The 24,202-nt window shown below is 69.8% G+C and carries 22 protein-coding genes; 14 read left to right on the forward strand and 8 right to left on the reverse strand.

Going from position 1 to position 24,202, the window contains the following annotated elements:
• Positions 1–87 precede the first annotated feature (87 nt).
• Positions 88–522, reverse strand: coding sequence for an Lrp/AsnC family transcriptional regulator (locus tag ACIQF0_RS08950; protein WP_401026369.1), 435 nt, complete (start codon positions 520–522; stop codon positions 88–90).
• An 81-nt stretch (positions 523–603) separates the two neighbouring features.
• Here ACIQF0_RS08950 and ACIQF0_RS08955 point away from each other — a divergent pair, with 81 nt between their 5' ends.
• Positions 604–1,995 carry a pyridoxal phosphate-dependent decarboxylase family protein gene (locus tag ACIQF0_RS08955; protein WP_401026371.1) on the forward strand — a complete coding sequence of 464 codons (1,392 nt, stop codon included), beginning with the start codon at positions 604–606 and terminating at the stop codon, positions 1,993–1,995.
• Here the strand turns inward: ACIQF0_RS08955 and ACIQF0_RS08960 are convergent.
• Both ACIQF0_RS08960 and ACIQF0_RS08965 read right to left on the reverse strand, forming a co-directional pair.
• The gene (locus ACIQF0_RS08960) at positions 1,992–2,600 is read right to left on the reverse strand and encodes a TetR/AcrR family transcriptional regulator (protein WP_401026374.1); all 609 of its coding nucleotides are present in this window, start codon (positions 2,598–2,600) and stop codon (positions 1,992–1,994) included. The genes ACIQF0_RS08955 and ACIQF0_RS08960 overlap by 4 nt on opposite strands.
• 5 nt (positions 2,601–2,605) lie before the next feature.
• Positions 2,606–3,868 carry an MFS transporter gene (locus tag ACIQF0_RS08965; protein ID WP_401026377.1) on the reverse strand — a complete coding sequence of 421 codons (1,263 nt, stop codon included), beginning with the start codon at positions 3,866–3,868 and terminating at the stop codon, positions 2,606–2,608.
• Positions 3,869–3,930: 62 nt separating this feature from the next.
• Between ACIQF0_RS08965 and ACIQF0_RS08970 the strand changes: the two genes are divergently transcribed.
• Complete coding sequence (locus ACIQF0_RS08970) at positions 3,931–4,713, forward strand: SDR family oxidoreductase (protein ID WP_401026379.1); 783 nt, start codon at positions 3,931–3,933, stop codon at positions 4,711–4,713.
• Here the strand turns inward: ACIQF0_RS08970 and ACIQF0_RS08975 are convergent.
• Complete coding sequence (locus ACIQF0_RS08975; RefSeq protein WP_401026381.1) at positions 4,708–5,862, reverse strand: NAD(P)/FAD-dependent oxidoreductase; 1,155 nt, start codon at positions 5,860–5,862, stop codon at positions 4,708–4,710. The genes ACIQF0_RS08970 and ACIQF0_RS08975 overlap by 6 nt on opposite strands.
• Positions 5,859–6,176, reverse strand: a complete 318-nt coding sequence (locus ACIQF0_RS08980) for a bifunctional 3-phenylpropionate/cinnamic acid dioxygenase ferredoxin subunit (protein ID WP_401026383.1) — start codon at positions 6,174–6,176, stop codon at positions 5,859–5,861. The genes ACIQF0_RS08975 and ACIQF0_RS08980 overlap by 4 nt, the downstream gene beginning before the upstream one ends.
• A 132-nt stretch (positions 6,177–6,308) precedes the next feature.
• Here ACIQF0_RS08980 and ACIQF0_RS08985 point away from each other — a divergent pair, with 132 nt between their 5' ends.
• The 5 genes from ACIQF0_RS08985 (at position 6,309) to ACIQF0_RS09005 (ending at position 12,454) form a co-directional block, all read left to right on the forward strand.
• On the forward strand, positions 6,309–7,073 hold the full coding sequence (locus tag ACIQF0_RS08985; protein ID WP_401026386.1) for an IclR family transcriptional regulator: 765 nt from the start codon (positions 6,309–6,311) through the stop codon (positions 7,071–7,073).
• A gap of 178 nt (positions 7,074–7,251) precedes the next feature.
• Positions 7,252–8,337, forward strand: a complete 1,086-nt coding sequence (locus ACIQF0_RS08990; protein ID WP_401026389.1) for an S-(hydroxymethyl)mycothiol dehydrogenase — start codon at positions 7,252–7,254, stop codon at positions 8,335–8,337.
• On the forward strand, positions 8,334–10,781 hold the full coding sequence (locus tag ACIQF0_RS08995; RefSeq protein ID WP_401026391.1) for an FAD-dependent oxidoreductase: 2,448 nt from the start codon (positions 8,334–8,336) through the stop codon (positions 10,779–10,781). Before ACIQF0_RS08990 ends, ACIQF0_RS08995 begins: the two co-directional genes overlap by 4 nt.
• A complete protein-coding gene (locus ACIQF0_RS09000) occupies positions 10,778–11,908 on the forward strand; it encodes an aromatic ring-hydroxylating dioxygenase subunit alpha (protein ID WP_401026393.1) in 1,131 nt (376 codons plus the stop codon). Before ACIQF0_RS08995 ends, ACIQF0_RS09000 begins: the two co-directional genes overlap by 4 nt.
• 9 nt (positions 11,909–11,917) lie before the next feature.
• Positions 11,918–12,454 carry a hypothetical protein gene (locus ACIQF0_RS09005; protein ID WP_401026396.1) on the forward strand — a complete coding sequence of 179 codons (537 nt, stop codon included), beginning with the start codon at positions 11,918–11,920 and terminating at the stop codon, positions 12,452–12,454.
• Positions 12,455–12,529: 75 nt separating this feature from the next.
• On the opposite strand, the gene ACIQF0_RS09010 is transcribed toward ACIQF0_RS09005, so the two are convergent.
• Positions 12,530–13,189 (reverse strand): GntR family transcriptional regulator, encoded by a 660-nt coding sequence (locus tag ACIQF0_RS09010; RefSeq protein ID WP_401026398.1) that lies wholly within the window; start codon positions 13,187–13,189, stop codon positions 12,530–12,532.
• Between the two features lie 68 nt (positions 13,190–13,257).
• Between ACIQF0_RS09010 and ACIQF0_RS09015 the strand changes: the two genes are divergently transcribed.
• From ACIQF0_RS09015 to purU, 5 genes are read left to right on the forward strand one after another with little or no spacing between them, the layout of a single operon-like run.
• Positions 13,258–14,487 (forward strand): sarcosine oxidase subunit beta family protein, encoded by a 1,230-nt coding sequence (locus tag ACIQF0_RS09015; RefSeq protein WP_093601805.1) that lies wholly within the window; start codon positions 13,258–13,260, stop codon positions 14,485–14,487.
• A gap of 12 nt (positions 14,488–14,499) precedes the next feature.
• On the forward strand, positions 14,500–14,781 hold the full coding sequence (locus tag ACIQF0_RS09020; protein ID WP_093601803.1) for a sarcosine oxidase subunit delta: 282 nt from the start codon (positions 14,500–14,502) through the stop codon (positions 14,779–14,781).
• Positions 14,778–17,615 carry a 2Fe-2S iron-sulfur cluster-binding protein gene (locus ACIQF0_RS09025; protein WP_401026403.1) on the forward strand — a complete coding sequence of 946 codons (2,838 nt, stop codon included), beginning with the start codon at positions 14,778–14,780 and terminating at the stop codon, positions 17,613–17,615. The genes ACIQF0_RS09020 and ACIQF0_RS09025 overlap by 4 nt, the downstream gene beginning before the upstream one ends.
• Entirely contained in the window at positions 17,605–18,183 is a 579-nt protein-coding gene (locus ACIQF0_RS09030) for a sarcosine oxidase subunit gamma (RefSeq protein WP_401026406.1), read from the forward strand. Before ACIQF0_RS09025 ends, ACIQF0_RS09030 begins: the two co-directional genes overlap by 11 nt.
• Positions 18,183–19,025, forward strand: a complete 843-nt coding sequence (purU, locus tag ACIQF0_RS09035) for a formyltetrahydrofolate deformylase (protein ID WP_401026410.1) — start codon at positions 18,183–18,185, stop codon at positions 19,023–19,025. Before ACIQF0_RS09030 ends, purU begins: the two co-directional genes overlap by 1 nt.
• On the opposite strand, the gene ACIQF0_RS09040 is transcribed toward purU, so the two are convergent.
• Positions 19,022–19,564 carry a class I SAM-dependent DNA methyltransferase gene (locus ACIQF0_RS09040; protein ID WP_401027764.1) on the reverse strand — a complete coding sequence of 181 codons (543 nt, stop codon included), beginning with the start codon at positions 19,562–19,564 and terminating at the stop codon, positions 19,022–19,024. The genes purU and ACIQF0_RS09040 overlap by 4 nt on opposite strands.
• A 152-nt stretch (positions 19,565–19,716) precedes the next feature.
• Here ACIQF0_RS09040 and ACIQF0_RS09045 point away from each other — a divergent pair, with 152 nt between their 5' ends.
• Positions 19,717–21,012 (forward strand): MFS transporter, encoded by a 1,296-nt coding sequence (locus tag ACIQF0_RS09045; protein ID WP_401026413.1) that lies wholly within the window; start codon positions 19,717–19,719, stop codon positions 21,010–21,012.
• Between the two features lie 79 nt (positions 21,013–21,091).
• Positions 21,092–23,140, forward strand: a complete 2,049-nt coding sequence (locus ACIQF0_RS09050) for a fibronectin type III domain-containing protein (RefSeq protein ID WP_401026415.1) — start codon at positions 21,092–21,094, stop codon at positions 23,138–23,140.
• Positions 23,141–23,168: 28 nt separating this feature from the next.
• On the opposite strand, the gene ACIQF0_RS09055 is transcribed toward ACIQF0_RS09050, so the two are convergent.
• Positions 23,169–24,038 carry an XRE family transcriptional regulator gene (locus ACIQF0_RS09055; protein WP_360029829.1) on the reverse strand — a complete coding sequence of 290 codons (870 nt, stop codon included), beginning with the start codon at positions 24,036–24,038 and terminating at the stop codon, positions 23,169–23,171.
• Between the last annotated feature and the right edge of the window lie 164 nt (positions 24,039–24,202).

Consider the following 24,202-nt stretch of genomic DNA (forward strand, 5'->3'; position numbering starts at 1 on the left):
GAGAGGCGCGGGCGAGAGACCCGGAGGCGGTGCCGTCTCCGGGTCTCTCGGCTGCCACTGTCGCCCAATGAACTCGCAGGACACGGCCTAGCTCTTCACCGTCTTCATCGGGAACTGCGAGTTCGTGCGCGCCACGCCCGGCAGTCTCGTGAGTGCGGACATGTAGAGCTGCTCGTAGGCGGCGAGGCCGGCGACGGAGACCCACAGGTGGTAGTCGGGCTGCCCGAACATCCGCACGCAGTGCTCGACGGCGTCGATCTCCGCGATCTTCGCCTCGAACGCCTCGATGGTCGCCGTGTCCTGCGCGGCGAGGTCGATGTGCACGAGGACGCGGAAGCCCCGGCCGAGCGCGGCGGGGTCGACGGCCGCGTGGTAGCCGGTGATCACCCCGGCCTCCTCCAGCGCCCGCACGCGCCGCAGGCACGGCGACGGCGTGAGGCCCACCTTGTCGGCCAGTTCGGTGTTGGTGAGGCGGCCGTCCTCCTGGAGGAGGCGGATGATTGCGCGGTCGATGCGGTCCACTGGCAGATCATGCCACGATCGGTCGCTTCCAGGGTCGAAGTGGCAATCGCGTGCCGGTCTTGGGGGCCTAATCTGCTTGTCGTGAACGAACTTCTGCTGACTGACGACGAACGCGACAGGGCCGGAGCGCGGCTGCTCGCGATGCTGGACGGCTACGAGCGCGGCCTGCCCAAGGCCGACATCCTCCCGGCGCCGGACCGGGACGCACTGGCCGCGTTGCTCGCCGCGCCGATGCCGGAGCGCGGGATCGGCGTGGACGCGCTGTTCGACAGCTGGGAGGACACGATCCTGCCGAACTCGACGGCGGTGGCGCACCCGCGGTTCCTCGCCTACGTCCTCGGGCCGCCCCACGGCATCGCCCCGTACGCCGAGGCGCTGGCCGCCGCGATCAACCAGAACTGCAACTTCTGGCAGCTGTCCCCGGCGGCCAGCGTGGTCGAGCGCTCCGTGCTGGAGTGGCTGGCCTCGGTCGTCGGATTTTCCGCTGCCGCCAAGGGAATCCTGACCGGTGGTGGTTCGCTCGCGACGCTCCAGGCGTTGGCCACGGCGCTGCACGACCGGGTGCCCGGCTTCCACGCCACCGGACTGCAGCGCGACGCGGCCCCGCTGGTCGTCTACACCTCCGTCGAGGCGCACCGCAGCGTCGACAAGGCCGCCGCGATCCTCGGCATCGGCCTGGACAACGTCCGCCACATCGCCACGGATTCGTCGCACCGCATGGATGTTTCCGCGCTGCGCAAAGCAATCGCGCAGGATCGCACCGACGGTCTGCGGCCGTGGTGTGTCGTCGCGACCTGCGGCACGGTGTCGACCGGCTCGGTCGATCCGATCGACACGATCGCGGACCTGTGCGCCGAGCAGGACCTGTGGCTGCACGTCGACGGTGCCTACGGTGCGCTTTTCCTGCTGTCAGAGGGGATGCGCGGCCTGATGGGCGGCTGTGCCCGCGCCGACTCGATCACGCTCGACCCGCACAAGCTGCTGTTCGCCTCGCTGGAGGCGGGGTGCCTGCTCGTCCGCGACGGCTCGAAGCTGCGCGACGCCTACGCGTTCGACTCCTCGTACCTGACGATCGCCGACGACCCGTTGATGACCGACTACATGGACTACGGGCCGCAGCTCTCCCGCAACTTCAAGGCTTTCAAGGTGTGGAGCGCGTTGCAGGCGTTCGGGGTGTCGGCGTTCCGGGAGGCGAACGAGCGCACTCTCGCGCTGGCGCGGCGGTTGGGCGACGGCATCTCGGCCACGCCCGGACTCACGTTGCTGGCCCCCGTGACGCTGACCGCGGTGTGCTTCCAGGTGGACGGCGCTTCGCCCGAGGAGCACACGAAGTTGCTCGAGACGCTGGCCGCCGAGAACGTCGCGCTGCTCGGACCCGTTGTGGTGGCGGGGAAGCGGGGCATCCGCGCCTGCGTCACCAACCACCGCACCTCGGAGGCGGACATCGACCTGATCCTCGGACGGCTGCGTTAGCGCCAGACGTCGGCGAGGTTCCGGTCGAACATGGCCGCGATCGACACCAGTGCCGCGTCGAGGTCGACGTTGCCCGGATCGACGAGTGCCTGCAGGTGGATGCCCAGGAGCGCGCCGTTGAGCGCCACGGCGGCGGTGCGCTCCTGCTCGGCGGCCTTCTCCGGATCGGCGGTGGCCGGGCGTTTGAGGCGCAGCAGGGTCTCGATGCCCTCGCGGCGCCGCGCGAAGAACTCCCGGTACTGCTCGTGCACGACACCGCGGTCGCTCAGCGCCTCGACCAGGATCATGAACACCAGGGCGGAGTTGCCGCTCCTGAGCAGTTCGGCAGTCTCCGCGAACACCTCGGTCAGCGACGGCACGGCCTCGTAGCGCTCGGCCGGCCAGATCCGCCCGACCACGCGCTCGACCACGGCCATCACGAGGCCGTCCTTGTTCTTGAAGTGCCACGGGATGGAGCCGCGGCTGATTCCCGACCGCTTCGCGATGTCCACAAAGGACGTGCGGTCGAACCCGCGTTCGGCGAAGAGCTCCTCGGCGGCGTCCAGGATGCGGCGGCGGCTCTCGTCGCCGATCTCGTCGATCCGGCGCTGCCCAGGGGAGTTCACGGCGATCATCGTACGACCCTGGCGATGTCGCCCCGCACGTGACGAGCCGTCCCGATCAACACCAGACCTGCGGCGACCGAGGCCACCGGCGCGATCACGACGACCGCGACCTGCACGCCCCAGAGCTTCTCCGCGACGCCGGTGAGCGCCGCGCCGCCGAGCCCGCCGACCACCGCCGTGAAGACGCCGACCAGCGCGAACGCCGTCGCCCGGAACTCCTTCGGCGTCACCGAGGCCACGACCAGGCTCAGCGGCACGATGCCGGCGTACGTCATCGCCTGGATGACGACCCCGATCACCACGTAGGTCGTCACGTCCTGTGCGTACGCCTGCACCGCGAACCCGATGCCCAGCACGGAAAGCGCGCCGGCCGCGAGATGAAGGCACGCCGGGGGACTGCGCCGGAACAGCCGGTCGCTCAGGATCCCGCCGAGCGCCGCGCCGAGCAGGCCGCCTGCCGCGCAGACCGCCGTGATCACGCCGCGCGCCGCCGCGCCCTGCCCGAGTTGCTCTTCGAGGATCACGTTGAGGTAGATCGGCACCGTCGTCACGGAGATGCCGAACGCCCCGAGCGCGACCATCACCCCCAGCAACGTCGGGATCTTCCTGAGGTCCTTCAACGCCCCGCGCGGTGTGGTCGTGGCGTGCTCCCGGACCGGTTCGGGCAGGCGCAGCGCGGCCAGGCCGAGCAGCAGCGCGGGCACGGCGAGGAAGGCGAACGCCCAGCGCCACGGTTCGTGCTCGGCGGGGATGAACGCCGCGAAGGCCGCCGCCAGCAGGGGACCGGCGACGGTGCCGAGGGGTTGCCCGCCGCGGTGCAGCCCGAGCACCCGCCCTCGCCCGGCGGGCGGGTAGGCGTCGACCAGCAGTGACGACTGGATCGGGCCCTCGTTGGCCTTGCCGACGCCCGCGACCACGCGCACCGCGACGGCCTGCCAGAGGTGCTGGACCATCCCCAGCACCCCGGCCGCCGCGGCCCAGACGAGGGTGGCGACGCCCGCGATCGTCGTGCGGCGGTGCCGGTCGCCCAGCAGACCGAGCGGCAGTGCGGCGAGCGCGACCATCACCCCGGCCAGTGCGCCGACGACGCCGACAGCCGCGGTGCTGATGCCGAGCGACTCGCGGATCTCGGGCGCGAAGACCACGAACATCACGTTGTCGACGCTGTCCAGCACCTGGAGTCCGACCAGCACGCCGATGGTGGCGCGGCCGCCCCCGGCGAGGACTTGGCGGAGCGACGTCGGAGCCGATTGTTGACTGAGAGGCATGCTGAGCAGGCTACTGTGTTAGCCAGCACAGTGTCATCAGATCAACATAGAGAGGTGTTCCCATGCGGGACTGGACGGGATCGGCCGCCTTCGTGACCGGCGGCGGCAGGGGGATCGGCCTGGGCATCGCGCGGGCGCTCGCGCACCGGGGTGTGCGTCTCGCGCTGGCCGACGTCGACGAGGAGTCGCTGGCTCGCGCCGCGAAGGAGCTGTCGCAGGTGGCGGCCGTGGAGACGTTCCGGCTGGACGTGCGCGACCGGGAGGCGTTCGAGCAGGCCGCCGACCAGGCCGAACGCGCGCTCGGGCTGGTGGACCTGCTGTTCAACAACGCCGGCATCGCGCCGTACGCCCCCGCCGCTGAGCTGACCTACGCCAAGTGGGACCTGGCCCTCGGCGTGAACCTGACCGGAGTGGTCAACGGGATCCAGACGTTCCTGCCGCGGATGATCGAGCGGCGGGCTGGTTACGTCGTGAACACCTCGTCGGGCGCCGGGCTCGTGACCGACGGGAACGTGCTGTACGCGACGGCCAAGTTCGCGGTCGTCGGTCTGTCCGAGTCGCTGCGCCACGACGTGGCCGGGCACGGCATCGACGTCAGCGTGCTGTGTCCTGGGCCGGTCGACACGGGCATCATCGCCAACACCAGGGCGGCGAGCGCCGGCGTCGCGGTGCGGGACGACCTCGTGCCCGGCGTCGAGGCGTTCCTCCGGAGCGGGCCGGGCATCGACGCCGTGGGCGAGATGGTGCTGGCGGGCATGGAGAAGCGTTCGCCGTGGATCTTCACCGGCTACGACGTGCGGCCGCACCTGGAGAAGCGGACGGCCGCCATCCTGGACTGCCTATGACACGGGAGCGGTGAGCTGACGGCGCAGGCGGCCGAACAGCTTGGCGTTGTTCATGGCGAGCAGCCCGACGGGCCGGCCGGCGCGGCGGAACTCGGCGACGAACCTGCGGTCGTCCGGCGACCCGTCGATCACGGCCACCTCGTCCGCGCCGCCGGTCTCGCCCGCGAGTTGCAGGCGGACGCCGTACTGGTCGGACCAGACGTACCCGGACGGCCGGAACGTCTCCACGGTCGCACCCGCGAGGAGGTTGCGGACGGCGACGACCGGCTGTTCCGAGGCGTTCGTCCAGTGCTCGTGCCGGACGTGATCTCCCGTGGCAGCGCGATAACAGGCCACATCGCCCACAGCGACAACGGACGCGATCGACGTGACGCAGCCGGTGTCGCACAGCACGCCGTTGTCCACGGCGAGGCCTGAGCCGGCGAGCCAGCCGGTCGCGGGTTCCATGCCGATCCCGGCCACCACGACGTCGGCGGGCAGGTGCGTGCCATCGCGCAGCAGTACACCGGTCACCCTGGAACCGTTGTGCGCGAACGAAGCCACGCCGACGCCCAGGCGCAGGTTGACGTCGTGGTCGGCGTGCAGGTCGGCGCAGAGCTTGCCGAGAACGGGGCCGAGCGCGCGTTCCATCGGCACCGGCGCGGCCTCGACGACGGTCACCTCGTGGCCGAGCCCACGGCACGTGGACGCGACCTCGGCGCCGATCCATCCCGCGCCGACGACTACGACACGTGCACCTGGCCGCAGATCCGCCTGCAGCGCGACGGCATCGTCCAGGGTGCGCAGCGTGTGGACGCCGGCCAGGTCCGCGGTGCCGGGAAGGGTGCGGGGGCGGCCGCCGGTCGCGATCACCACGCCGTCCGCGCGCAGGATCTCGCCGGTCGACAGGTACAGCGAGCCGGTCGAGGGATCGAGCTGGTCGGCGCGGACGCCGAGCCGCCATTCGGCGCCGAGGTCGTCGTCGGAGAGTGCGAGGTCCTCAGCCTGCATCGTGCCGTTGAGGAACGCCTTGGACAGCGGCGGCCGGTCGTAGGGCGCGTGGGGTTCCTCGCCGATGACCACGATCCGTCCGTCGAAGCCCTGCTTGCGCAGTTCCTCCACGGACCGCAGCCCGGCCAGCGAGGCACCGGCCACGGCGACCGTTTTCACGCCACGGCCTCGCGGCTGCCCGTGTCCACGTAGATCATCCCGTCCTGCACGACGACCGGGTACGTGCGCACCGCCCTCTTGGCGGGCAGGCACGTCGGGACGCCGGTGCGCAGGTCGAAGCTCGCCGCGTGCAGCGGGCACTCGACGAAGCAGCCCTCCAGCCAGCCCTCCGACAGCGACGCGTCCTGGTGGGTGCACGTGTCGTCGATCGCGTAGAACTCGCCGTCCGCGTTGAAGACGGCGATCGCCGGGTCGCCGTCGATCCGCACGGATTCGCCGACTGGAAGATCGGCCACGGCGCAAGCGGTGATCATCTCGAACCCCTCCGTTGCGTATTACGGAACGCGATGTGCGATACGCAACAGCAGAATGAGGCAGAACGCGGGACGCGTCAAGGTGCGTTTGGGCTGTCTGGGGTTGTTGCACTAATCGGTTACGGTTGCGTAATGAGCAACAACGGGCTTGTGCAATCGGTCGATCGGGCAGTGGCGGTGCTGGAGCTGCTGGCCCGCAACGGGGAAGCGGGGATCACCGAGATCGCCGCCGAGCTCGGCGTGCACAAGTCCTCCGCGTCCAGACTCGTTTACACGCTTCAGGCCCGCGATCTCGTGGAGCAGGACGGCGAACGCGGCCCGTTCCGGATCGGCCTCGGCATGCTCCGGTTCGCGGGCGCCGTGACCGGCCAGCTCGACTACGTCCGGGTGGGCGGACCGGTCTGCACGGAGCTCGCCGACCGGCTGGGCGAGACCGTCAACATCGCGATCCTCGACAGCGGCGTCGCGCTGAACGTGAGCCAGGCGCGGGGCGGTTCCGCGGTGGCGGCGCAGAACTGGGTCGGCCAGCGCACGCCGTTGCACGCCACGTCGAGCGGCAAGGTCCTGCTCGCCGCCGCGTCGGCCGACGACCAGGACCGCCTGCTGGCGGGCGAGCTGGAGCCCTGCGCCCCGCGCACGATCACCGATCCCGTGAAGCTGCGGTGCGTGCTGCAACGCACGGCCGAGGACGGGTTCGCGACCTGCATGGAGGAGCTGGAGGCTGGTCTGCACGCGGTCGCGGTACCGGTGTTCGGTTCGCACGGCGACGTCGTGGCGGCGATCAGCGCCGCCGGTCCGGCCTACCGGCTCTCGCAGAAGCGCATGCCGGAGATCGTCGAGGAGCTGCGGGTGGCGTCGCGCGACCTTTCGGTGCGAATGGGGCATTCCGTGCTGTGAAAGGCGTTCACGCACAGCGAGCCCTCGGTCACGGCCGGGGGCTCGCTGCCGTTCGGGGTGCCTCCGTCCGTGCGACAAGGTCTTGACAACGGCTCCGGCGAGCCGCACCGTGATGCCGCTAGTTGCATAATGCGAACTGCGTTGCGTATTACGGAACTCGCTGACAGGAGCGAACGAAGTGGCACATGCGGTGAAGGGTGTCGTGGCGGCGGGGCGCGGAGCGAAGGTCTCGGTCGAGACGATCCTCGTGCCCGATCCCGGTCCGGGCGAGGCGCTGGTGAAGGTGCAGGCGTGCGGGGTGTGCCACACCGACCTGCACTACCGGGAGGGCGGGATCAACGACGAGTTCCCGTTCCTGCTCGGGCACGAGGCCGCGGGGATCGTCGAGGCGGTCGGCGAGGGCGTGACCGACCTGGAGCCGGGCGACTTCGTGATCCTGAACTGGCGCGCGGTGTGCGGTTCGTGCCGCTCCTGCCTGCGCGGCCGGCCCCAGTACTGCTTCAACACCCACAACGCTTCGCAGCCCATGACGCTCGCCGACGGCACGCCGCTGTCGCCCGCGCTGGGCATCGGCGCGTTCGCCGAGAAGACTCTCGTCCACAGTGGACAATGCACGAAGGTGAACCCCAAGGCACCGGCGGAGGTCGCGGGCCTGCTCGGCTGCGGCGTGATGGCGGGCATCGGCGCCGCGATCAACACCGGCGGCGTCACCCGCGGCGACAGCGTGGCCGTGCTCGGCTGCGGCGGCGTCGGTGACGCGGCGATCGCGGGAGCCCGGCTGGCCGGGGCGCGCACGATCATCGCCGTCGACCTCGACGACACGAAACTGCGGTGGGCCGAGCGGTTCGGCGCCACGCACACGATCAACGCCCGCGAGCAGGACGTCGTCGAGACGATCCGCGAGCTCACCGAGGGCAACGGCGCCGACGTCGTGATCGACGCGGTCGGCCGCCCCGAGACCTTCCAGCAGGCCTTCTACGCCCGTGACCACGCCGGTCTCGCCGTGCTCGTCGGTGTGCCGACCCCGGACATGAAGCTCGAACTGCCGTTGATCGACGTGTTCTCGCGCGGTGGCGCGGTGAAGTCGTCCTGGTACGGCGACTGCCTGCCCAGCCGCGACTTCCCGATGCTGATCGACCTGTACCTGCAGGGCCGGCTCGACCTCGGCGCGTTCGTCTCCGAGACGATCGGGCTGGGCGACGTCGAGAAGGCGTTCGAGGACATGCACCACGGCCGCGTGCTCCGCTCGGTGGTGGTCCTGTGACCCAGCCGAGAGTCGTGCTGATCGGCGCGGGCATCGTCGGATGCGCGCTCGCCGACGAACTCACCGCACGTGGGTGGACCGACATCACCGTGCTCGAACAGGGACCGCTGTTCGCCACGGGCGGGTCGAGCTCGCACGCGCCGGGCCTGGTCTTCCAGACCACCGGTTGCAAGACGATGACCTCGTTCGCGAAGTACACCGTCGAGAAGTACACGGCGCTGACGATGGACGACCGGTGGTGCTTCCAGCAGCTCGGCGGCCTGGAGGTCGCCACCACCCCGGAACGCTGGACGGACATCAAGCGCCGCCACGGCTGGGCGACGTCGTGGGGCGTCGAGAGCTACCTGCGCGACCCCGAGGAGTGCGCGCGGCTGCACCCGTTGCTCGATCCGTCCCGCATCCTCGGCGGCTTCCACATCCCGAGCGACGGCATCGCGAAACCGCTGCGGGCGGCCGAAGCGCAGGCGCGCCGGGCGATGGAGCGCGGCGCGAAGTTCCTGGCGCACCACAAGGTCACCGGCGTCGAACGCACCGGCCGCCGCGTCAAGGCCGTCGTCACCGAGCACGACACGTTCGCCGCCGACATCGTCGTGTCGTGCGTCGGCATGTGGGGCCCGCGCATCGGACGGATGGTCGACCTCGACATCCCGCTCGTCCCGATGGCGCACCAGTACGCGAAGACGGCTCCGCTGGCGGCGTTGAAAGGCGTCAACACGGAGCTGTCCGAGATGTCGAAGCCGTTGCTGCGCCACCAGGACGCCGACCTGTACTTCCGCGAGCACGTCGACCGGATCGGCATCGGCGCGTACGGGCACCGGCCGATGCCGATCTCGGCCGACGACATTCTTGATCACGACGTGGCGCCGACCATGCCGTCCGAGATCGCGTTCACCCCGGAGGACTTCGAGACCTCCTGGGACGCCGCCGTCGACCTGCTGCCGGTCCTCGGCGACTCGAAGGTCGAGGAGGGCGTCAACGGCCTGTTCTCCTTCACCCCGGACGGCAACCCGCTGCTCGGCGAACACCCCGGCCTGCAGGGCTTCTGGGTCGCCGAAGCCGTGTGGATCACGCACTCCGCCGGCGTCGCGAAGGCGATGGCCGAGTGGCTGGTGGACGGCCAGCCGGGCATCGACCTGCACGGCTGCGACCTCAACCGGTTCGAGGACGTCCAGCGCTCGCCCGGTTACGTGCACGAACGCAGCTGCCGGGCGTTCGTCGAGGTCTACGACGTCCTGCACCCGTTGCAGCCGGCCGAACGCCCGCGGCCGTTGCGCACCAGCCCGTTCTACGAGCGGCAGCAGGAACTCGGCGCGGTGTTCCTGGAGGCGTCGGGCTGGGAACGGCCGCACTGGTACGAGGCCAACGCCGGGCTGCCCGAGATCGCGGAGATCCCGGAGCGCAACGAGTGGGCGTCCCGGTTCTGGTCGCCCATCGCCGGCGCGGAGGCCCTCGTCGCCCGCAAACGGGTCGCGATGTTCGACATGACGGCGTTGAAACGACTGGAGGTCAGCGGCCCGGAGGCGTTGACGTTCCTGCAGACGATGACCACCAACCAGCTCGACCGCAAGCCCGGCGCGGTGGTGTACACGTTGCTGCTCAACGAGGACGGGGGAGTGCGCAGCGACCTGACGATCGCGAGGCTCGGCCAGAACCGGTTCCAGGTCGGCGCGAACGGCCCGCTCGACCTCGACTGGCTGCGCCGCCGCCTGCCGCCCAACGGCGGCGTGCACATCTCGGACATCACCCCAGGCACCTGCTGCATCGGGCTGTGGGGACCTGAGGCGCGCAACCTCCTGCAACCGTTGACCCGCACGGACTTCTCGCACGAGGCCATGGGGTACTTCAAGGCACAGGAAGCCTTCATCGGCGAGGTGCCGGTCACCGCGATGCGCCTGTCATACGTCGGTGAACTGGGCTGGGAGCTCTACACCACGGCCGACATGGGACGGCGCCTGTGGGACACGCTCTGGGAGGCCGGTCAGCAGCACGGAGTCATCGCCGCCGGCCGCAGCGCGTTCACCAGCATGAGGCTGGAGAAGGGCTACCGCTCGTGGGGCGCCGACGTGACCACCGAGCACGACCCGTTCGAGGCGGGGCTGGGGTTCGCGGTCCGCATGAACAAGGGCTACTTCCACGGCCGCAGGGCGTTGGAGGGCCGGTCCGAGGAGACCGCTGCCCGCAAGCTCACCTGCCTGATCATCGAGGACGACTTCCAGGTCGTCATGGGTTCCGAGCCGGTGTTCGCCGGTGGCGTGCCGGTCGGGTACGTGACCAGCGCGGCTCGTGGTTACTCGATCGGTAAGAACATCGCCTACGCCTGGCTGCCCGCCGAGGTCGCGACGGAGGGAACTCCCGTCGAGATCGAGTACTTCGGCGAACGCGTCCAGGCAGTCGTGTCGTCCGAACCGCTGTTCGACCCCGAGATGAAGCGGATCCGCTCATGACCCAGACCTCGTTGCCGTCCAGCCTCATCCCCACGTTGCCCGGCAGCACCTACACCGATCCGGCGATCTTCGCGCTGGAGCAGGAGAACATCTTCGAGCGGATGTGGTTCTGCGCGGTCCGCAGCGCCGACCTCCCGGACGCCGGCAACTTCCGCACCGTCCAAATCGGACGCGAGAGCGTGCTCGTGACCCGGTCGCGCGACGGTTCCTTGCGGGCGTTCCTCAACATCTGCCGGCACCGCGGCGCCAAGCTGTGCGTCGAGGAGACCGGCACGGTCAAGCGGAACTTCCAGTGCCCGTACCACGCCTGGACCTACGGCCTCGACGGCAAACTGGTGGCCGCGCCGAACCTCACGTCGATGCCCGACGTCGACCGCGTCGAGTACGGCCTGAAGCCCGTGCACCTGCGCGAATGGCTCGGCTACGCGTGGCTGTCGCTGGCCGACGAGCCCGCGTCGTTCGAAGAGACCGTGCAGCAGGACGTCCGCGAGCGGCTGGGCAACCTCGACGCGATCGGCAACTACCAGGTCAGCGAACTCGACCTGGGCCGCCGGATCACCTACGACGTCAAGGCCAACTGGAAGCTCATCATCGAGAACTTCATGGAGTGCTACCACTGCGCCACCATCCACCCCGAGCTCACGGAGGTCCTGCCGGAGTTCGCGGACGGCTACGCCGCGCAGTACTACGTCGGGCACGGCGCGGTCTTCGGCGAGGAGATCAAGGGCTTCACGATCGACGGCGGTGAGGGCTTCGAGAACCTGTCCGGAGTGGACGCCGAGCAGGACCGCCGGTACTACGCGATCACGGTGCGGCCGCAGGTGTTCATCAACCTCGTGCCGGACCACGTGATCATCCACCGCATGTTCCCGATGGCCGCCGACCGCACGATCGTCGAGTGCGACTGGCTCTACGCCAAGGACGTCGTCGCCACCGGCAAGGACGTGTCGCGGTCCGTCGAGCTGTTCCACCGGGTCAACGAGCAGGACTTCGAGGCTTGTGAACGGTGTCAGCCCGCCATGTCGTCGCGGGCCTACCGGGACGGCGGTGTGCTGGTTCCGTCCGAGCACCACATCGGGGAGTTCCACCGCTGGGTGCAGGAGGCCACGTCGCCGAAACGGTGGTAGAAGTGGGTTGTGGGGGCGAACCGACTGCTGCGGGATCTCGCGGGGAAGACGGCACACGCGCCGGAGCCGCCGGGCTTCGGCCGGTATCACCACGTGCACACGGTTGGTGCGTATCGCCGCACCAACCGCTTCCTGAGCCGGACCGGGGAAAGCACGGTGACCAGCGTCGTCGAACACCTCGAACGCAAGCAGTGGATCGCGCCCGACGGGTCGGGACGGTTGCTGGTGACCCAGGGGGAAGAGGTGATGGTCCCGCCCAGCGGGGACTACGCAGCGGGGCAGCTACCGGACCTCTTCATCACGGCCACCGACGAGGCCTCCTTCGCCGGCCAGTTCGGCAGGCTGACGCAGAAGACGACGACCGCGGGCGTGATGAAGGCGTTCCGCCAGGTGTGGAACCTCAGGTCGTCACGCCGCCGCTGCAGCGTCTTCTCCTGCTGCACCTGGCGAACTGCGAGGGCCTGGAGGAAGAGCCTCGGGAGTTCGGGGTCGCGGTGTCCCACGCCGGTCACCTGCTCGCGTTCTCCCCGGACACCGGCGAGCTGATCAGTGCGGAAAGCACCGGACCGAGCCGCACCGAATGGCTCTGCTCCGGCTACTGCGCGACGACCGCCGAAGAACTCAGATCAACGCCCTGATCGCCTGTTCGAACCCGATGACGTGCTGGGAGGCGAGTTCGCTCGCCTTCTTGGCGTCACCCTCGATGATCGCGGTGAGGAGCGGCACGTGCTCGTCGACGTGACCGGCCATTCCGGACAGCCGGGGCAGGAAGACGCACCAGATCCGGGTCGCGAGGTTGTCGTACGAGATCAGGGTGTCTTCCAGGAACGGGTTGTGCACACACCCGTAGATCGCGCGGTGCACACCGACGTCGGTGCGCAGCAGCTCGGTGTTGTCACCGGAAGGCGCGGCTGTGTCGAGGCGCGAGCGCAGTTCGGTGAGCGCGGTCCTGTCCGCGGCCGTGGCCCTCTCCGCGGAGGCGGCCGCGGCGAGGGGTTCCAGGGTCCTGCGCACCTCGGAGATGTGCGAGAGGTCGGAGATGTTCACGTCGGTGGCGAACGTGCCGCGGCGCGGGAAGGCGACGACGAGCCGTTCCTGCTCCAGGCGTTTCAGCGCTTCACGGATCGGGGTGCGGCCCACGCCGAGCTCGGTGCGCAGCCTGTCCTCGTTGATGGGCTCGCCCGGCTTGATCTCCAGCATGACCAGGCGATCGCGCAGCACGGCGTACGCCTGTTCGGTGAGTGAGACGGAGGCGGGCTCGTCGTTGACCCGTGCGTTCATGTGACCTACGGTACTGCACAGACTGATATACCAGTAGTCGACCAGATGATTTCGCTGGAGGCGTCGCAATGACCAGCCCGCCCGGAGCACATCTGCCCGAGCACCCGGACTTCCTCTGGGACAACCCGGAACCGAAGGCCTCCTACGACGTCGTGATCGTCGGCGGGGGTGGGCACGGTCTCGCGACCGCCTACTACCTCGCGAAGGTGCACGGGATCACGAACGTCGCGGTGCTCGAGAAGGGCTGGCTCGCGGGCGGCAACATGGCCCGCAACACCACGATCATCCGGTCGAACTACCTGTGGGACGAGAGCTCCGGCATCTACGAGCACTCGCTGAAGCTGTGGGAGGGCCTGGAGGAGGACCTCGGCTACCCGATCCTGTTCGACCAGCGCGGGGTGCTGAACCTGGCGCACAGCCTGCAGGACGTGCGCGACAGCGTCCGGCGGGTCAACGCCAACCGGCTCAACGGCATCGACGCGGAGTGGGTGGATCCCGCCGGGGTCAAGGAGATCTGCCCGATCGTCAACACCTCGCCGGACGTCCGCTACCCCGTGCTGGGCGCGACCTACCAGCCGCGCGCGGGCATCGCGAAGCACGACTACGTGGCGTGGGGTTACGCGCGGGCCGCGCACGCGATGGGTGTCGACCTCATCCAGAACTGCGAGGTCACCGGACTGGAGACGTCGCAAGGCCGCATCACCGCAGTAGAAACGAGTCGTGGGCGCATCGCCGCCGGCAAGGTCGCGTTGTGCGCCGCCGGGCACAGCTCGGTGCTCGCGAAGATGGTCGGCCTGCGCCTCCCGCTCGCCTCGCACCCGTTGCAGGCCCTGGTGTCCGAGCTGCTCGAACCCGTGCACCCGACCGTCGTGATGTCGAACGCCGTGCACGTCTACGTCTCCCAGGCGCACAAGGGAGAACTGGTGATGGGCGCCGGCATCGACAGCTACAACGGGTACGGCCAGCGGGGGTCGTTCCACATCATCGAGCAGCAGATGTCGGCGGCGCTGGAGCTGTTCCCTGTCTTCGCCCGTGCGCACCTGCTGCGGACGTGGGCGGGCATCGTCGACGTCAGCCCGGACGCCTCGCCGATCGTCGGCCTCACGCCGGTGGGCGGGCTGTACCTGAACTGCGGCTGGGGAACCGGCGGGTTCAAGGCCACCCCCGGTGTCGGTGACTGCTTCGCGCACACCATCGCCCACGACAAGCCGCACCCGTTCAACGAGCCGTTCACCCTGGAGCGCTTCACCACGGGCGCTCTCGTCGACGAGCACGGCGCCGCCGCCGTGGCCCACTAGTAGGAGCTGACGATGCAACTCATCCCGTGTCCGTGGTGCGGGCCGCGCGAGGAAGCGGAGTTCCACTACGGCGGCCAGGCCCACGTCGCGTACCCAGAGGACCCGTCGGCGCTGACCGACGAGGAATGGGCCCAGTACGTGTTCTTCCGGGAGAACCCGAGCGGCCCGTTCGCTGAGCGCTGGAGCCACAACGCCGGCTGCCGGCGGTGGTTCAACGCCGTCCGCGACACCCGCACCCACGACCTGCTGGCCGTCTACCGCGTGGGCGAGCCCATGCCCGAGGTGATCGCATGACGTTCCGCACGCCCACCGGTGGCGCGATCGACCGGGACATGTCGCTGCGCTTCACCTTCAACGGCCAGACCTACACCGGGCACCCCGGGGACACGCTCGCGTCGGCCCTGCTCGCCAACGGCGTGCACGAGGTCGGCAGCAGCGTGAAGCTCGGCCGTCCGCGCGGAATCGTCGCGGCGGGCTCCGAGGACCCGACGTCGCTGGTCCAGATCGAGGCACCCTTCTCCGAGCCGATGCTGCTCGCGACGACCGTGGAGCTCTACGACGGTCTGGTGGCGCGCGGGCTGGCGGGCCAGGGAAAGCTCGCGGCCGAACCGGATCCGGCGCGGTACGACGCCAAGCACGAGCACTGCGACGTGCTGGTCGTGGGCGCCGGGCCCGCTGGTCTGATGGCGGCGCTGACCGCTGCCCGCAGCGGCGCTCGGGTGGTGCTGGTGGACGAGCAGAACCAGGCCGGCGGCGCGTTGCTGGGCGTGGACGAGTACCTGGACGAGCGGCCGTCCGCCGAGTGGGTCGCGGACATCGTCGCGGAACTCAAGAGCACGCCGGGAGTGCTGGTGCTGGAGCGCACGACGGCGTTCGGCATGTACCAGGACGGGTTCGTGCTCGCCCTGCAGAAGCGCACCGACCACCTCGGGTTCGCGGCGCCGGAAGGCGTTGCCCGGCAACGGGTCTGGCGGATCAGGACGCGGCAGACCGTGCTCGCGACCGGTGCCCACGAACGTCCGGTGGTGTTCGCGGGCAACGACCGGCCCGGCATCATGCTGGCCTCGTCCGCCCGCACGTTCCTGCACCGCTACGGCGTGCTGCCCGGCTCGCGGGCCGTCGTGTTCACCACCAACGACAGCGCCTACTGCGCGGCGATCGACCTCGCGGAGTCCGGTGTGGACATCGCACTGGTCGTCGACGCCCGCCAGGAGGCTCCCGCCCGGCTAGCGACCGAGTGCGCGGCACGCGGCATCGAGGTGCGCGCCGGGCACGTGGTGGTGGGGACCGAGGGCGATGGACGGGTGACCGCGGTGCGGATCGGCGCACTGGCCCCCGCTTCACCGGACGTCACCGTTCACTGCGACACCGTCCTCGTGTCGGGTGGCTGGAACCCCGTGGTCAGCCTGTTCAGCCAGGCCCGCGGGAAGCTGCGCTACGACGCGGAGCTCGGGGCTTTCGTACCGGGTGAGGAGCTTTCGACGGTCCGTGCCGCGGGGTCCGCGACCGGCGAGCTGGACCTGAACGCGTGTGCGAGGCAGGGACGGGACGCCGGTGCGGAAGCCGCCACCGCTGCCGGGTTCGCGCCGGGTGGTCAGGTTCCGCTGCCCGTGTCGGACTCGCGGTGCACAGCACGCTCCGGCCTCGTGCTGTGGCGGGTGCCGGGCGATGACGACGCGAGCTTCGTCGACCTGCAAAGGGATTCGACGGTCGCGGACGTCCTGCGGGCGACCGGCGCGGGCCTGCGGTCGTTGGAGCACATCAAGCGCTACACGACCATCGGCACCGCGCACGACCAGGGCAAGACCTCCGGCATGATCGCGGCGGGCATCGTCGCCGAGGCGCTCGGCGTCGAGCTGGAAGACCAGCGGCCCACGACGTTCCGCCCGCCCTACACCTCAATCTCCTTCGCCGCACTGGCCGGACGCGACCGCGGCGAGCTGCACGACCCGGTGCGCGTCACGGCGATCCACCCGTGGCACGTGGCGCACGGCGCGTTGTTCGAGGACGTCGGGCAGTGGAAGCGGCCCTGGTACTACCCGAAGCCGGGCGAGGACCTGCACACGGCCGTGCTGCGCGAATGCCGTGCCACGCGGGAGAGCGTCGGCATGATGGACGGCTCGACGCTCGGCAAGATCGACGTGCAGGGCCGGGACGCCGGCAAGTTCCTGGACATGCTCTACACGAACATGATCAGCACGCTGAAGGTCGGCAAGATCCGCTACGGCGTGATGTGCGGCGTCGACGGCATGGTGATCGACGACGGCACGGTGATCCGCGTCGGCGAGGAGCGCTACCTCATCACCACGACCACCGGCAACGCCGCGAAGATCCTCGACTGGATGGAGGAGTGGCTGCAGACGGAGTGGCCGCACCTCGACGTGCACTGCACCTCGGTCACCGAGCACTGGGCCACGATTCCGTTGGTGGGACCGCGATCCCGGGACGTGCTCGCCGCCGTCGCTCCCGCACTGGACGTGTCGAACGAGGCGTTCGAGTTCATGACCTGGCACGACACCGTCGTCGCCGGAGTTCCGGCGCGGGTGTGCCGGATCAGCTTCTCCGGTGAGCTGGCCTACGAGATCAACGTGACCGCCTGGCACGGCATCGCCGTCTGGGAGGCGTTGATGGCGGCGGGGGAGCAGTACGGGATCACGCCGTACGGCACCGAGACCATGCACGTGCTCCGCGCGGAGAAGGGCTACCCGATCATCGGCCAGGAGACCGACGCGACGGTGACGCCGCAGGACCTGGGCATGTCGTGGGCGGTGTCGAAGAAGAAGCCGGACTTCATCGGCAAGCGCTCCTTCGCGCGCGCCGAGAACAACCGCACAGACCGCAAACAGCTGGTGGGGCTTCTGCCCGTCGATCCCTCGGTGCTGCTGCCGGAGGGGTCGCAGATCGTCGAGACCGACCGGCTGCCCGAACCGCCGGTGCGGATGCTCGGCCACGTCACGTCCAGCTACCCGAGTGCCGCGTTGGGACGAACGTTCGCGTTGGCGCTGGTGCGCTCGGGCCACGAACGCATCGGCGAGACGTTGTACGTGCCCGTCGAGGACGCGCTCGTGCCGGTCACCGTCACCGAATCCGTGCTGTACGACAAGGAAGGAGCCCGTCGTGACGGCTAGCCCTCTCTCCGCGTGGACTGATCGGCTGGCGGCGCTCGCCCCCGTGCTGACCGCCGCCGAGGTGCCGTTCCGCTCGCAGCTCACCGTCCACGTGTCCGACCAGGACGCCAGCGCGGCGATGGGGGCTGCGCTCGGCGTCCGGTTCCCTTCCGCCGCTTGCACTTTCACCTCGGGTACCGGACAGTTCGGGGACGTCGAGGTGCTGTGGCTGGGTCCTGACGAGTTCCTCGTCGTGGCTCCGCCCGGCCTGCAGGTCACGATCGAGGAGGTGTTGCGTGGCGCGCTCGGGACTGTCAGAGGGTCCGTTGTGGACACTTCGGCTCAGCGCACGACCGTGGTCCTGGAAGGGCCGGAAGTCCGAGACGTGCTGGCTCACGGATGTTCCGTGGACCTGCACCCGGCTTCGGCTCCCGGCGGCACTTGCGTGCAGACGCTGCTCGCCAGGACGGGAATCGTCCTGCAGGTGAACGGCGACGACCGGTTCACGGTCCTCGTGCGCTCGTCGTTCGCCGAGTACTTCGCGGCGTGGCTCGTGGACGCGTGCTCCGAGTACCTGGCGGTGGCGTGATGCCCCAGTTCACCCTGACCCTGAACTGCCCGGAACGCGCGGGCATCGTGCACGCCGTGACGTCGTTCCTGGTCGACCACGGCTGCGACATCGTGCAGCACCAGCAGTTCGACGACGACGTGCGCGGGAAGTTGTTCCTGCGCACCGCGTTCTCCTGCGACGGCGTCGAAGCGGACGACCTCGCCGGTGAGTTCGCGAAGGTCGCGACCCAGTTCGAGATGGACTTCGACCTGTGGGACGACCGGCCGCCGCGCGTGCTCGTGATGGTGTCGAAGGCCGGCCACTGCCTGAACGACCTGCTCTTCCGCTGGCGAGCGGGCGGTCTCGGCGGTGAGATCGCCGCGATCGTCTCGAACCACGAGGACCTGCGCCCGATGGCGGAGGCGGCCGGGCTCGACTTCGTGCACGTGCCCAACACCGCCGACACCAAGCACCTGGCCGAGCAACGCCTGGTCGAACTGGTCGACGAGTACCAGGCCGATCTGGTGGTGCTGGCGCGGTACATGCAGGTGCTGTCCAACGACCTGTGCGCCAAGCTGGCCGGCCGCGTGATCAACATCCACCACTCGTTCCTGCCGGGCTTCAAGGGCGCCAAGCCCTACCACCAGGCCTACGACCGGGGCGTGAAGTACGTGGGCGCGACGGCCCACTACGTCACCCCCGACCTCGACGAGGGCCCGATCATCGAACAGGAGGTGCTGCGCGTGGACCACTCCTTCGACCCCCGCGCGCTCACCGCCGCCGGTCGTGACGCCGAGGCGCTCGCCCTGTCGCGGGCCGTCCGCTGGCACTGCGAGCACCGGGTTCTGCTCAACGGCAACGGAACCGTCGTCTTCCGCTAGTCCTTGCGCACCAGCAGCTGGGCCTGCGGGAACCGTTCGCCGTCGATCGGTTCCCGCACCAGCCGGCCGACCTCGGCGAAACCCGCCTGCTTCAGGAGATCCGCCAGGCTGGACGGCGACCAGCGGTAGGCGAGCGTCACCTTGTGGTCGAACTCCCGCGGCTCGGGGTCGTCACCGGCGAAGAACCCGAGCATCAGGTGACCGCCGGGCTTCAGCACGCGGAAGAACTCCGCGAACACGGCCGGCAGTTCGCGCGGCGGCATGTGGATGACCGAGTAGAACGCCAGAATGCCGCCGAGAGCCCCGTCCTCGACGTCCAGCGCGGCCATCGACCCCACCTCGAACCTCAGGTCCGGATGAGCCTCGCGGGCGATCGCGATCATCGCGGGCGAGAGGTCGAGTCCGAACACGTCCAGCCCGAGCGAGCGCAGGTGCGCGGTCAGATGGCCGGGGCCGCACCCCAGGTCGGCGACCGGCCCGTCGGTGAGTTCGGCGAACGCGGCCAGCATCGCGCGTTCGAGCGGCCGGGTGTCGAGCATGTCGCTGAAGAGTTCGGCGTAGAGGGACGCCACTTCGTCGTACGGAGTCACGGCGAAAACCCTACCGTGAATTGTTGTGAGTGAGTTGCTGTTGCCAGGTAGCGGCTATTGCACCGTCGACGCAAACCTATTTCCGTGCATATAGTGCGGCCGTGATTTCCGTTCTGCGCGATCCGACGTACCGGAGTCTGTTCGGCGCGCAGGTCGTCGCGCTGACCGGAACGGGACTGGCCACCGTCGCACTCGGCCTGCTGGCCTACGACCTCGCCGGAGCGGAGGCGGGCGCGGTGCTCGGCACCGCGCTGGCGATCAAGATGATCGCCTACGTCACGGTGGCGCCGATCGCCACGGCGTTGCTCGGCGCGCTGCCTCGCCGTGCCGTGCTGATCGCTCTCGACCTGGTGCGGGTCGTGGTGGCCGCGTCGCTGCCGTGGGTCAGCGAGGTGTGGCAGGTCTACGTGCTGATCTTCCTGCTGCAGGCCGGATCCGCCGCGTTCACGCCGTTGTTCCAGGCGACCATCCCGGACGTGCTGCCCGGCGAACGCGAGTACACCCGCGCGATCACGTTGTCCCGCACGGCCTACGACCTGGAGAGCCTGCTCAGTCCGGCGCTCGCCGCCGCTGCGCTGGCGGTCTTCAGCTTCCACGAGCTCTTCCTCGGCACCGCGCTCGGGTTCGCCGCCTCCGCCCTGCTCGTCCTGTCGGTCACCCTGCCGCGCCCGAAGCCGTTGCCGCGCAGGGGAGGCCGGTACGACAACACCACGCGAGGCATCCGCATCTACCTCGCCACCCCGCGGTTGCGCGGCCTTCTCGCCGTGCATCTCGCCGCGGCGGCCGCGGGCTCGATGGTGTTCGTGAACACCGTGGCGCACGTGCGGGACGGACTCGGTCGCGACGCGTCCGACGTCGCCATCGCCTTGGCCGCCAACGGACTGGGGTCGCTGACGGCGGCATTGTTGTTGCCCCGGCTGCTCGAACGATTCACGGATCGCGCTGTGGTGCTGCGCGCGGCGGTCACGCTCGTGGTCGTGTTGTTCGCTGGCACGGTGTTCGCCGGGAATTGGCCGACTTTGCTGGTGCTGTGGGCGTTGATCGGTGCGGGATGTTCGCTCGCCCTCACGCCGGGCGCCCGTCTGCTGCGCCGCTCCGCCGACCCGCACGACCGGCCCGCGTTGTTCGCCGCGGACTTCGCGCTGTCCCACGCCTGCTGGCTGCTCTGCTACCCGCTGGCCGGGTGGCTGGCCACGACCGCGGGCATCACCACCGCGTTCGTCGTGCTCGGCGCGATCACCGCCGTGGGCGCGACGGGAGCGCTGCGGCTCTGGCCCACGTACGACCCGGAGGTCGTCGAGCACGAGCACCGCGACCCCACCGGCGGCGTGTGGACGCATTCGCACGAGTTCCGAATCAACTCCGACCACGTGCGGTGGCCTGAATTGAAGAGGTAGAACCGAAAAGTTAAATTCGCAGGCCGCAGGTATTCCGGAATACCGTTTCGGCATCCCTGCCTGCGAAGGAGTTCCACTCATGCGATTGCGCAGCAAATTCATCGCTGCCGCGTGCGGATCGGTCCTGACGATCAGCGCGCTCAACGCCGTGCAGAGCGCGGCCGCGGCCCAGCCGGATCCGGCGGCCCAGCAGAACGAGGCCCACCAGCGGTTCCAGGGCCTGTCGCAGGACCTGCGCGGCCGGCTCGCCGGGCACTGGTTCGACGCGTCGGCCGGCAAGCTCACCGTCGCCGTCCCGACCGAGGACGCCGCACGGCAAGCACGCGCCGAGGGCGTCAACGCCGTTGTGGTGCAACGCAGTGCCGCCGAACTCGATCGGACGCTCGGCGAGGTCAGGAAGCTGGTCGGCGGCGGCGTGCCCGGCGTGTACAGCTGGGGCGTCGACGTGCGCGACAACCAGGTCGACGTCACGGTCAACACGACGAAGAAGACCGAGGCCACCGAACGGTTCCTGGAGAAGGTGCGGGCGCTCGGCGGCGTCAACATCGCGGAAACGCGGTCCCAGCCACAACAGCAGGCCGGCACCGTGCAGGCGGGCAGCCCGTGGTGGCCGGGCTCGGAGACGTACTGCTCCGTCGGCTTCCCCGCGACGGATGCCAACGGCGGCAAGCACTTCCTGACCGCCGGCCACTGCACGAACGACGCCAACCAGGCCGCGTACGGGCAGATCAGCCAGCAGAACCGCCTCGGCACCTCGAACGTCGGCGGCAGCCGCAGCGTCAACGCACGCGAGGGCGACATGGGCGTCGTCGCGGTGACCGAGTCCGGCTGGAACCTGTCCCCGGTCGTCAACACCTACGGCTCGCCCGCCATCACCCTGACCGGCTCGGCCGAGGCGATGGTCGGCGACCGCGTCTGCCACTCGGGCAACACCTCGAAGTGGCAGTGCGGCGAGGTCAAGTACGTCAACAAGTCCGTGGACTACGGCGGCGGCCTGGTCATCGAGGGGTTGACCTGGACCACGGCGTGCTCGCTCGGCGGCGACTCCGGAGGCGCGTGGCTGCTCGGCGACAAGGCGGTGGGCCTGCACGACGGCGGTCCGTCGAAGTGCGTGCAGAACCCCACCAACGACGCCGACCTGTCGATCTTCCAGCCGGTCAACGAGGCGTTGCGCAAGTGGAGCCTCACCCTGGTGACCGGGGGCGGCGACACCGCGGCCCCCAGCGCGCCCGGCAACCCGCGCTCGACGGGCACCACCGCGTCGAGCGTCGCACTGGCTTGGGACGCGTCCACGGACAACGTCGCGGTGACGGGCTACGACGTCTACAACGGCGGCACGCTCGCCACAACCGTCAGCGGCACCACGGCGACCGTCACGGGCCTGAAGGCGGACACGGACTACACGTTCACCATCAAGGCCAAGGACGCCGCGGGCAACGCGTCCGCCGCCAGCACGGCCGTCGCCGCCCGCACCCAGCCGGGCAGCGCCGACGCGGAACCGCCGACCGCACCGAACAACCTCCGCTCCACCGGAGTCACGGCGTCGAGCGTCTCGCTGGCTTGGGACGCCTCGACCGACAACGTCGGCGTGACGGGTTACGAGGTGCTCAACGGCAGCACGGTCGCCGCGAAGGTCACGGGCACCACCGCGACCGTGAGCGGACTGACCGCTGACACGGCGTACACGTTCACGGTCCGTGCACTGGACGCCGCCGGCAACCAGTCGAAGCCGTCCACAGCGGTCAACGCGCGCACGTCGTCCGGCAACACCGGCGGGCGCACCTTCACGAACGACACGGACTACCAGATCCGTGACTTCCAGACGGCGATCAGCGCGGTGCGATCCACCGCCACCGGCTCCGCCCAGAACCCGATCACGGTCAAGGTGGACGCCACCCACACCTGTCTGGAAGACCTGAACGTCACGCTCGTCGCGCCGAGCGGCCGCACGTATCCGCTGCTGCGCACGCCCGGCGGCAGCTACAGCTGCCACCCGTTCCCGGCGGGCAGGACGTTCACCGTGGTCCCCGGTGCAGGGGAGGCCGCGAGCGGCAGCTGGACGCTGCGCATCGGGGACAACGGCCCCGGTGACACGGGCGTCCTGAGCAGCTGGTCGCTCACGGTCTAGGAGAAGGGTGGACCTGGTGAACGGTCGTTCACCAGGTCCACTCGAACCCGTAGCACCCCGGCCCGAACTTCAGGGCCACTCCCAGCACCGACCCGCCCTCGTCCAGCTGCACCCCGAACGACTGCCGCGCCCCGTCCGCGTCCTGCACGACCCGGCGGCAGGTGCGCGGAACCGCGTCGAACGTGACCTCCAGGACGTACTCGTGCACCGGCCTCCGGAACTTCCGGGAGTAGTTGGTGGCCAACGGGTACGGCGCCTGGTTCACCAGCTCGTGCTCGGTGATCACCGTCTGCCCCCGCCGCAACGGCGCCCGGAACAACAACTCCGCCACCAGCAGCCCGTCGGACGGACGCGTGACGACCCGTCCGAGCCGGCAGTTGTGCAGCGGCCTGATGATCGGCAACGGCCGGTCGTGCTCGTCGAGGTGCAGGATCACCACCCACCGGTCCGGCCCGTCCTCCTCCGCCCGCAGCACCTGCCGCGACACGAACGACCGCTCACCCCGTTCCGGTCCGACCGTCACGCGGTCGTGCTGACTGATCCGGGTCAGCCGCGAGTCCCAGCGCGTGTCGACCCCGCCGACCACGTCCTCGATCACCGCGGGCATCGGCCAGAACGCGCTGATGGAACTCTGCAGCCGGCTCCCGCGCAACGCCGGTGCGAGCAGGGCGGACAACGCGCCGGGCTCCAGTTCCAGCACTTCTTCCAGGTGCGTGACGGCGGCGAGCGACGCACGGCGTTCCGGCCGGCTGCGGCCCGTCTGCCAGTAGCTCAGCGTCGCGAGGCTCACCGAGACGCCTCGGCGGGCGAGGTGGTCGCGGATCCGTTCGAGCGACAGGCCACGCGCTCCGACCGCGTCCCGCAACGTGGACGCGAAGTCGGGCATCGGGAGCGACATCGTTGTCTCCTTCCGGCGGGTGCACCGACGCTATCCCTCTGATGGCCCAACGGATGCCGGGACTTAAAAGTGAAAACGGACATCGGTGGAACGCCGCACGTCAATCGTGACGACAACCATCCGAACGACCGGATGTCCGGCGGGACTTCGACAGCTACGGTCGC

The sequence above is a fragment of the Lentzea sp. NPDC092896 genome (assembly GCF_044754905.1).
Lineage (GTDB): Bacteria > Actinomycetota > Actinomycetes > Mycobacteriales > Pseudonocardiaceae > Lentzea.

Excerpts from the sequence above, each read along its gene's own strand:
- ACIQF0_RS09015 (WP_093601805.1), top strand. The coding sequence starts at position 13,258 with ATGACCAGCCCGCCCGGAGCACATCTGCCCGAGCACCCGGACTTCCTC.
- ACIQF0_RS08965 (WP_401026377.1), bottom strand. The coding sequence starts at position 3,868 with ATGCCTCTCAGTCAACAATCGGCTCCGACGTCGCTCCGCCAAGTCCTC.
- ACIQF0_RS08980 (WP_401026383.1), bottom strand. The coding sequence starts at position 6,176 with ATGATCACCGCTTGCGCCGTGGCCGATCTTCCAGTCGGCGAATCCGTG.
- ACIQF0_RS09055 (WP_360029829.1), bottom strand. The coding sequence starts at position 24,038 with ATGTCGCTCCCGATGCCCGACTTCGCGTCCACGTTGCGGGACGCGGTC.
- ACIQF0_RS09050 (WP_401026415.1), top strand. The coding sequence starts at position 21,092 with ATGCGATTGCGCAGCAAATTCATCGCTGCCGCGTGCGGATCGGTCCTG.
- ACIQF0_RS09040 (WP_401027764.1), bottom strand. The coding sequence starts at position 19,564 with ATGCTCGACACCCGGCCGCTCGAACGCGCGATGCTGGCCGCGTTCGCC.
- ACIQF0_RS09020 (WP_093601803.1), top strand. The coding sequence starts at position 14,500 with ATGCAACTCATCCCGTGTCCGTGGTGCGGGCCGCGCGAGGAAGCGGAG.
- ACIQF0_RS08970 (WP_401026379.1), top strand. The coding sequence starts at position 3,931 with ATGCGGGACTGGACGGGATCGGCCGCCTTCGTGACCGGCGGCGGCAGG.
- ACIQF0_RS09000 (WP_401026393.1), top strand. The coding sequence starts at position 10,778 with ATGACCCAGACCTCGTTGCCGTCCAGCCTCATCCCCACGTTGCCCGGC.
- ACIQF0_RS09010 (WP_401026398.1), bottom strand. The coding sequence starts at position 13,189 with ATGAACGCACGGGTCAACGACGAGCCCGCCTCCGTCTCACTCACCGAA.
- purU (WP_401026410.1), top strand. The coding sequence starts at position 18,183 with ATGCCCCAGTTCACCCTGACCCTGAACTGCCCGGAACGCGCGGGCATC.
- ACIQF0_RS08985 (WP_401026386.1), top strand. The coding sequence starts at position 6,309 with ATGAGCAACAACGGGCTTGTGCAATCGGTCGATCGGGCAGTGGCGGTG.
- ACIQF0_RS09025 (WP_401026403.1), top strand. The coding sequence starts at position 14,778 with ATGACGTTCCGCACGCCCACCGGTGGCGCGATCGACCGGGACATGTCG.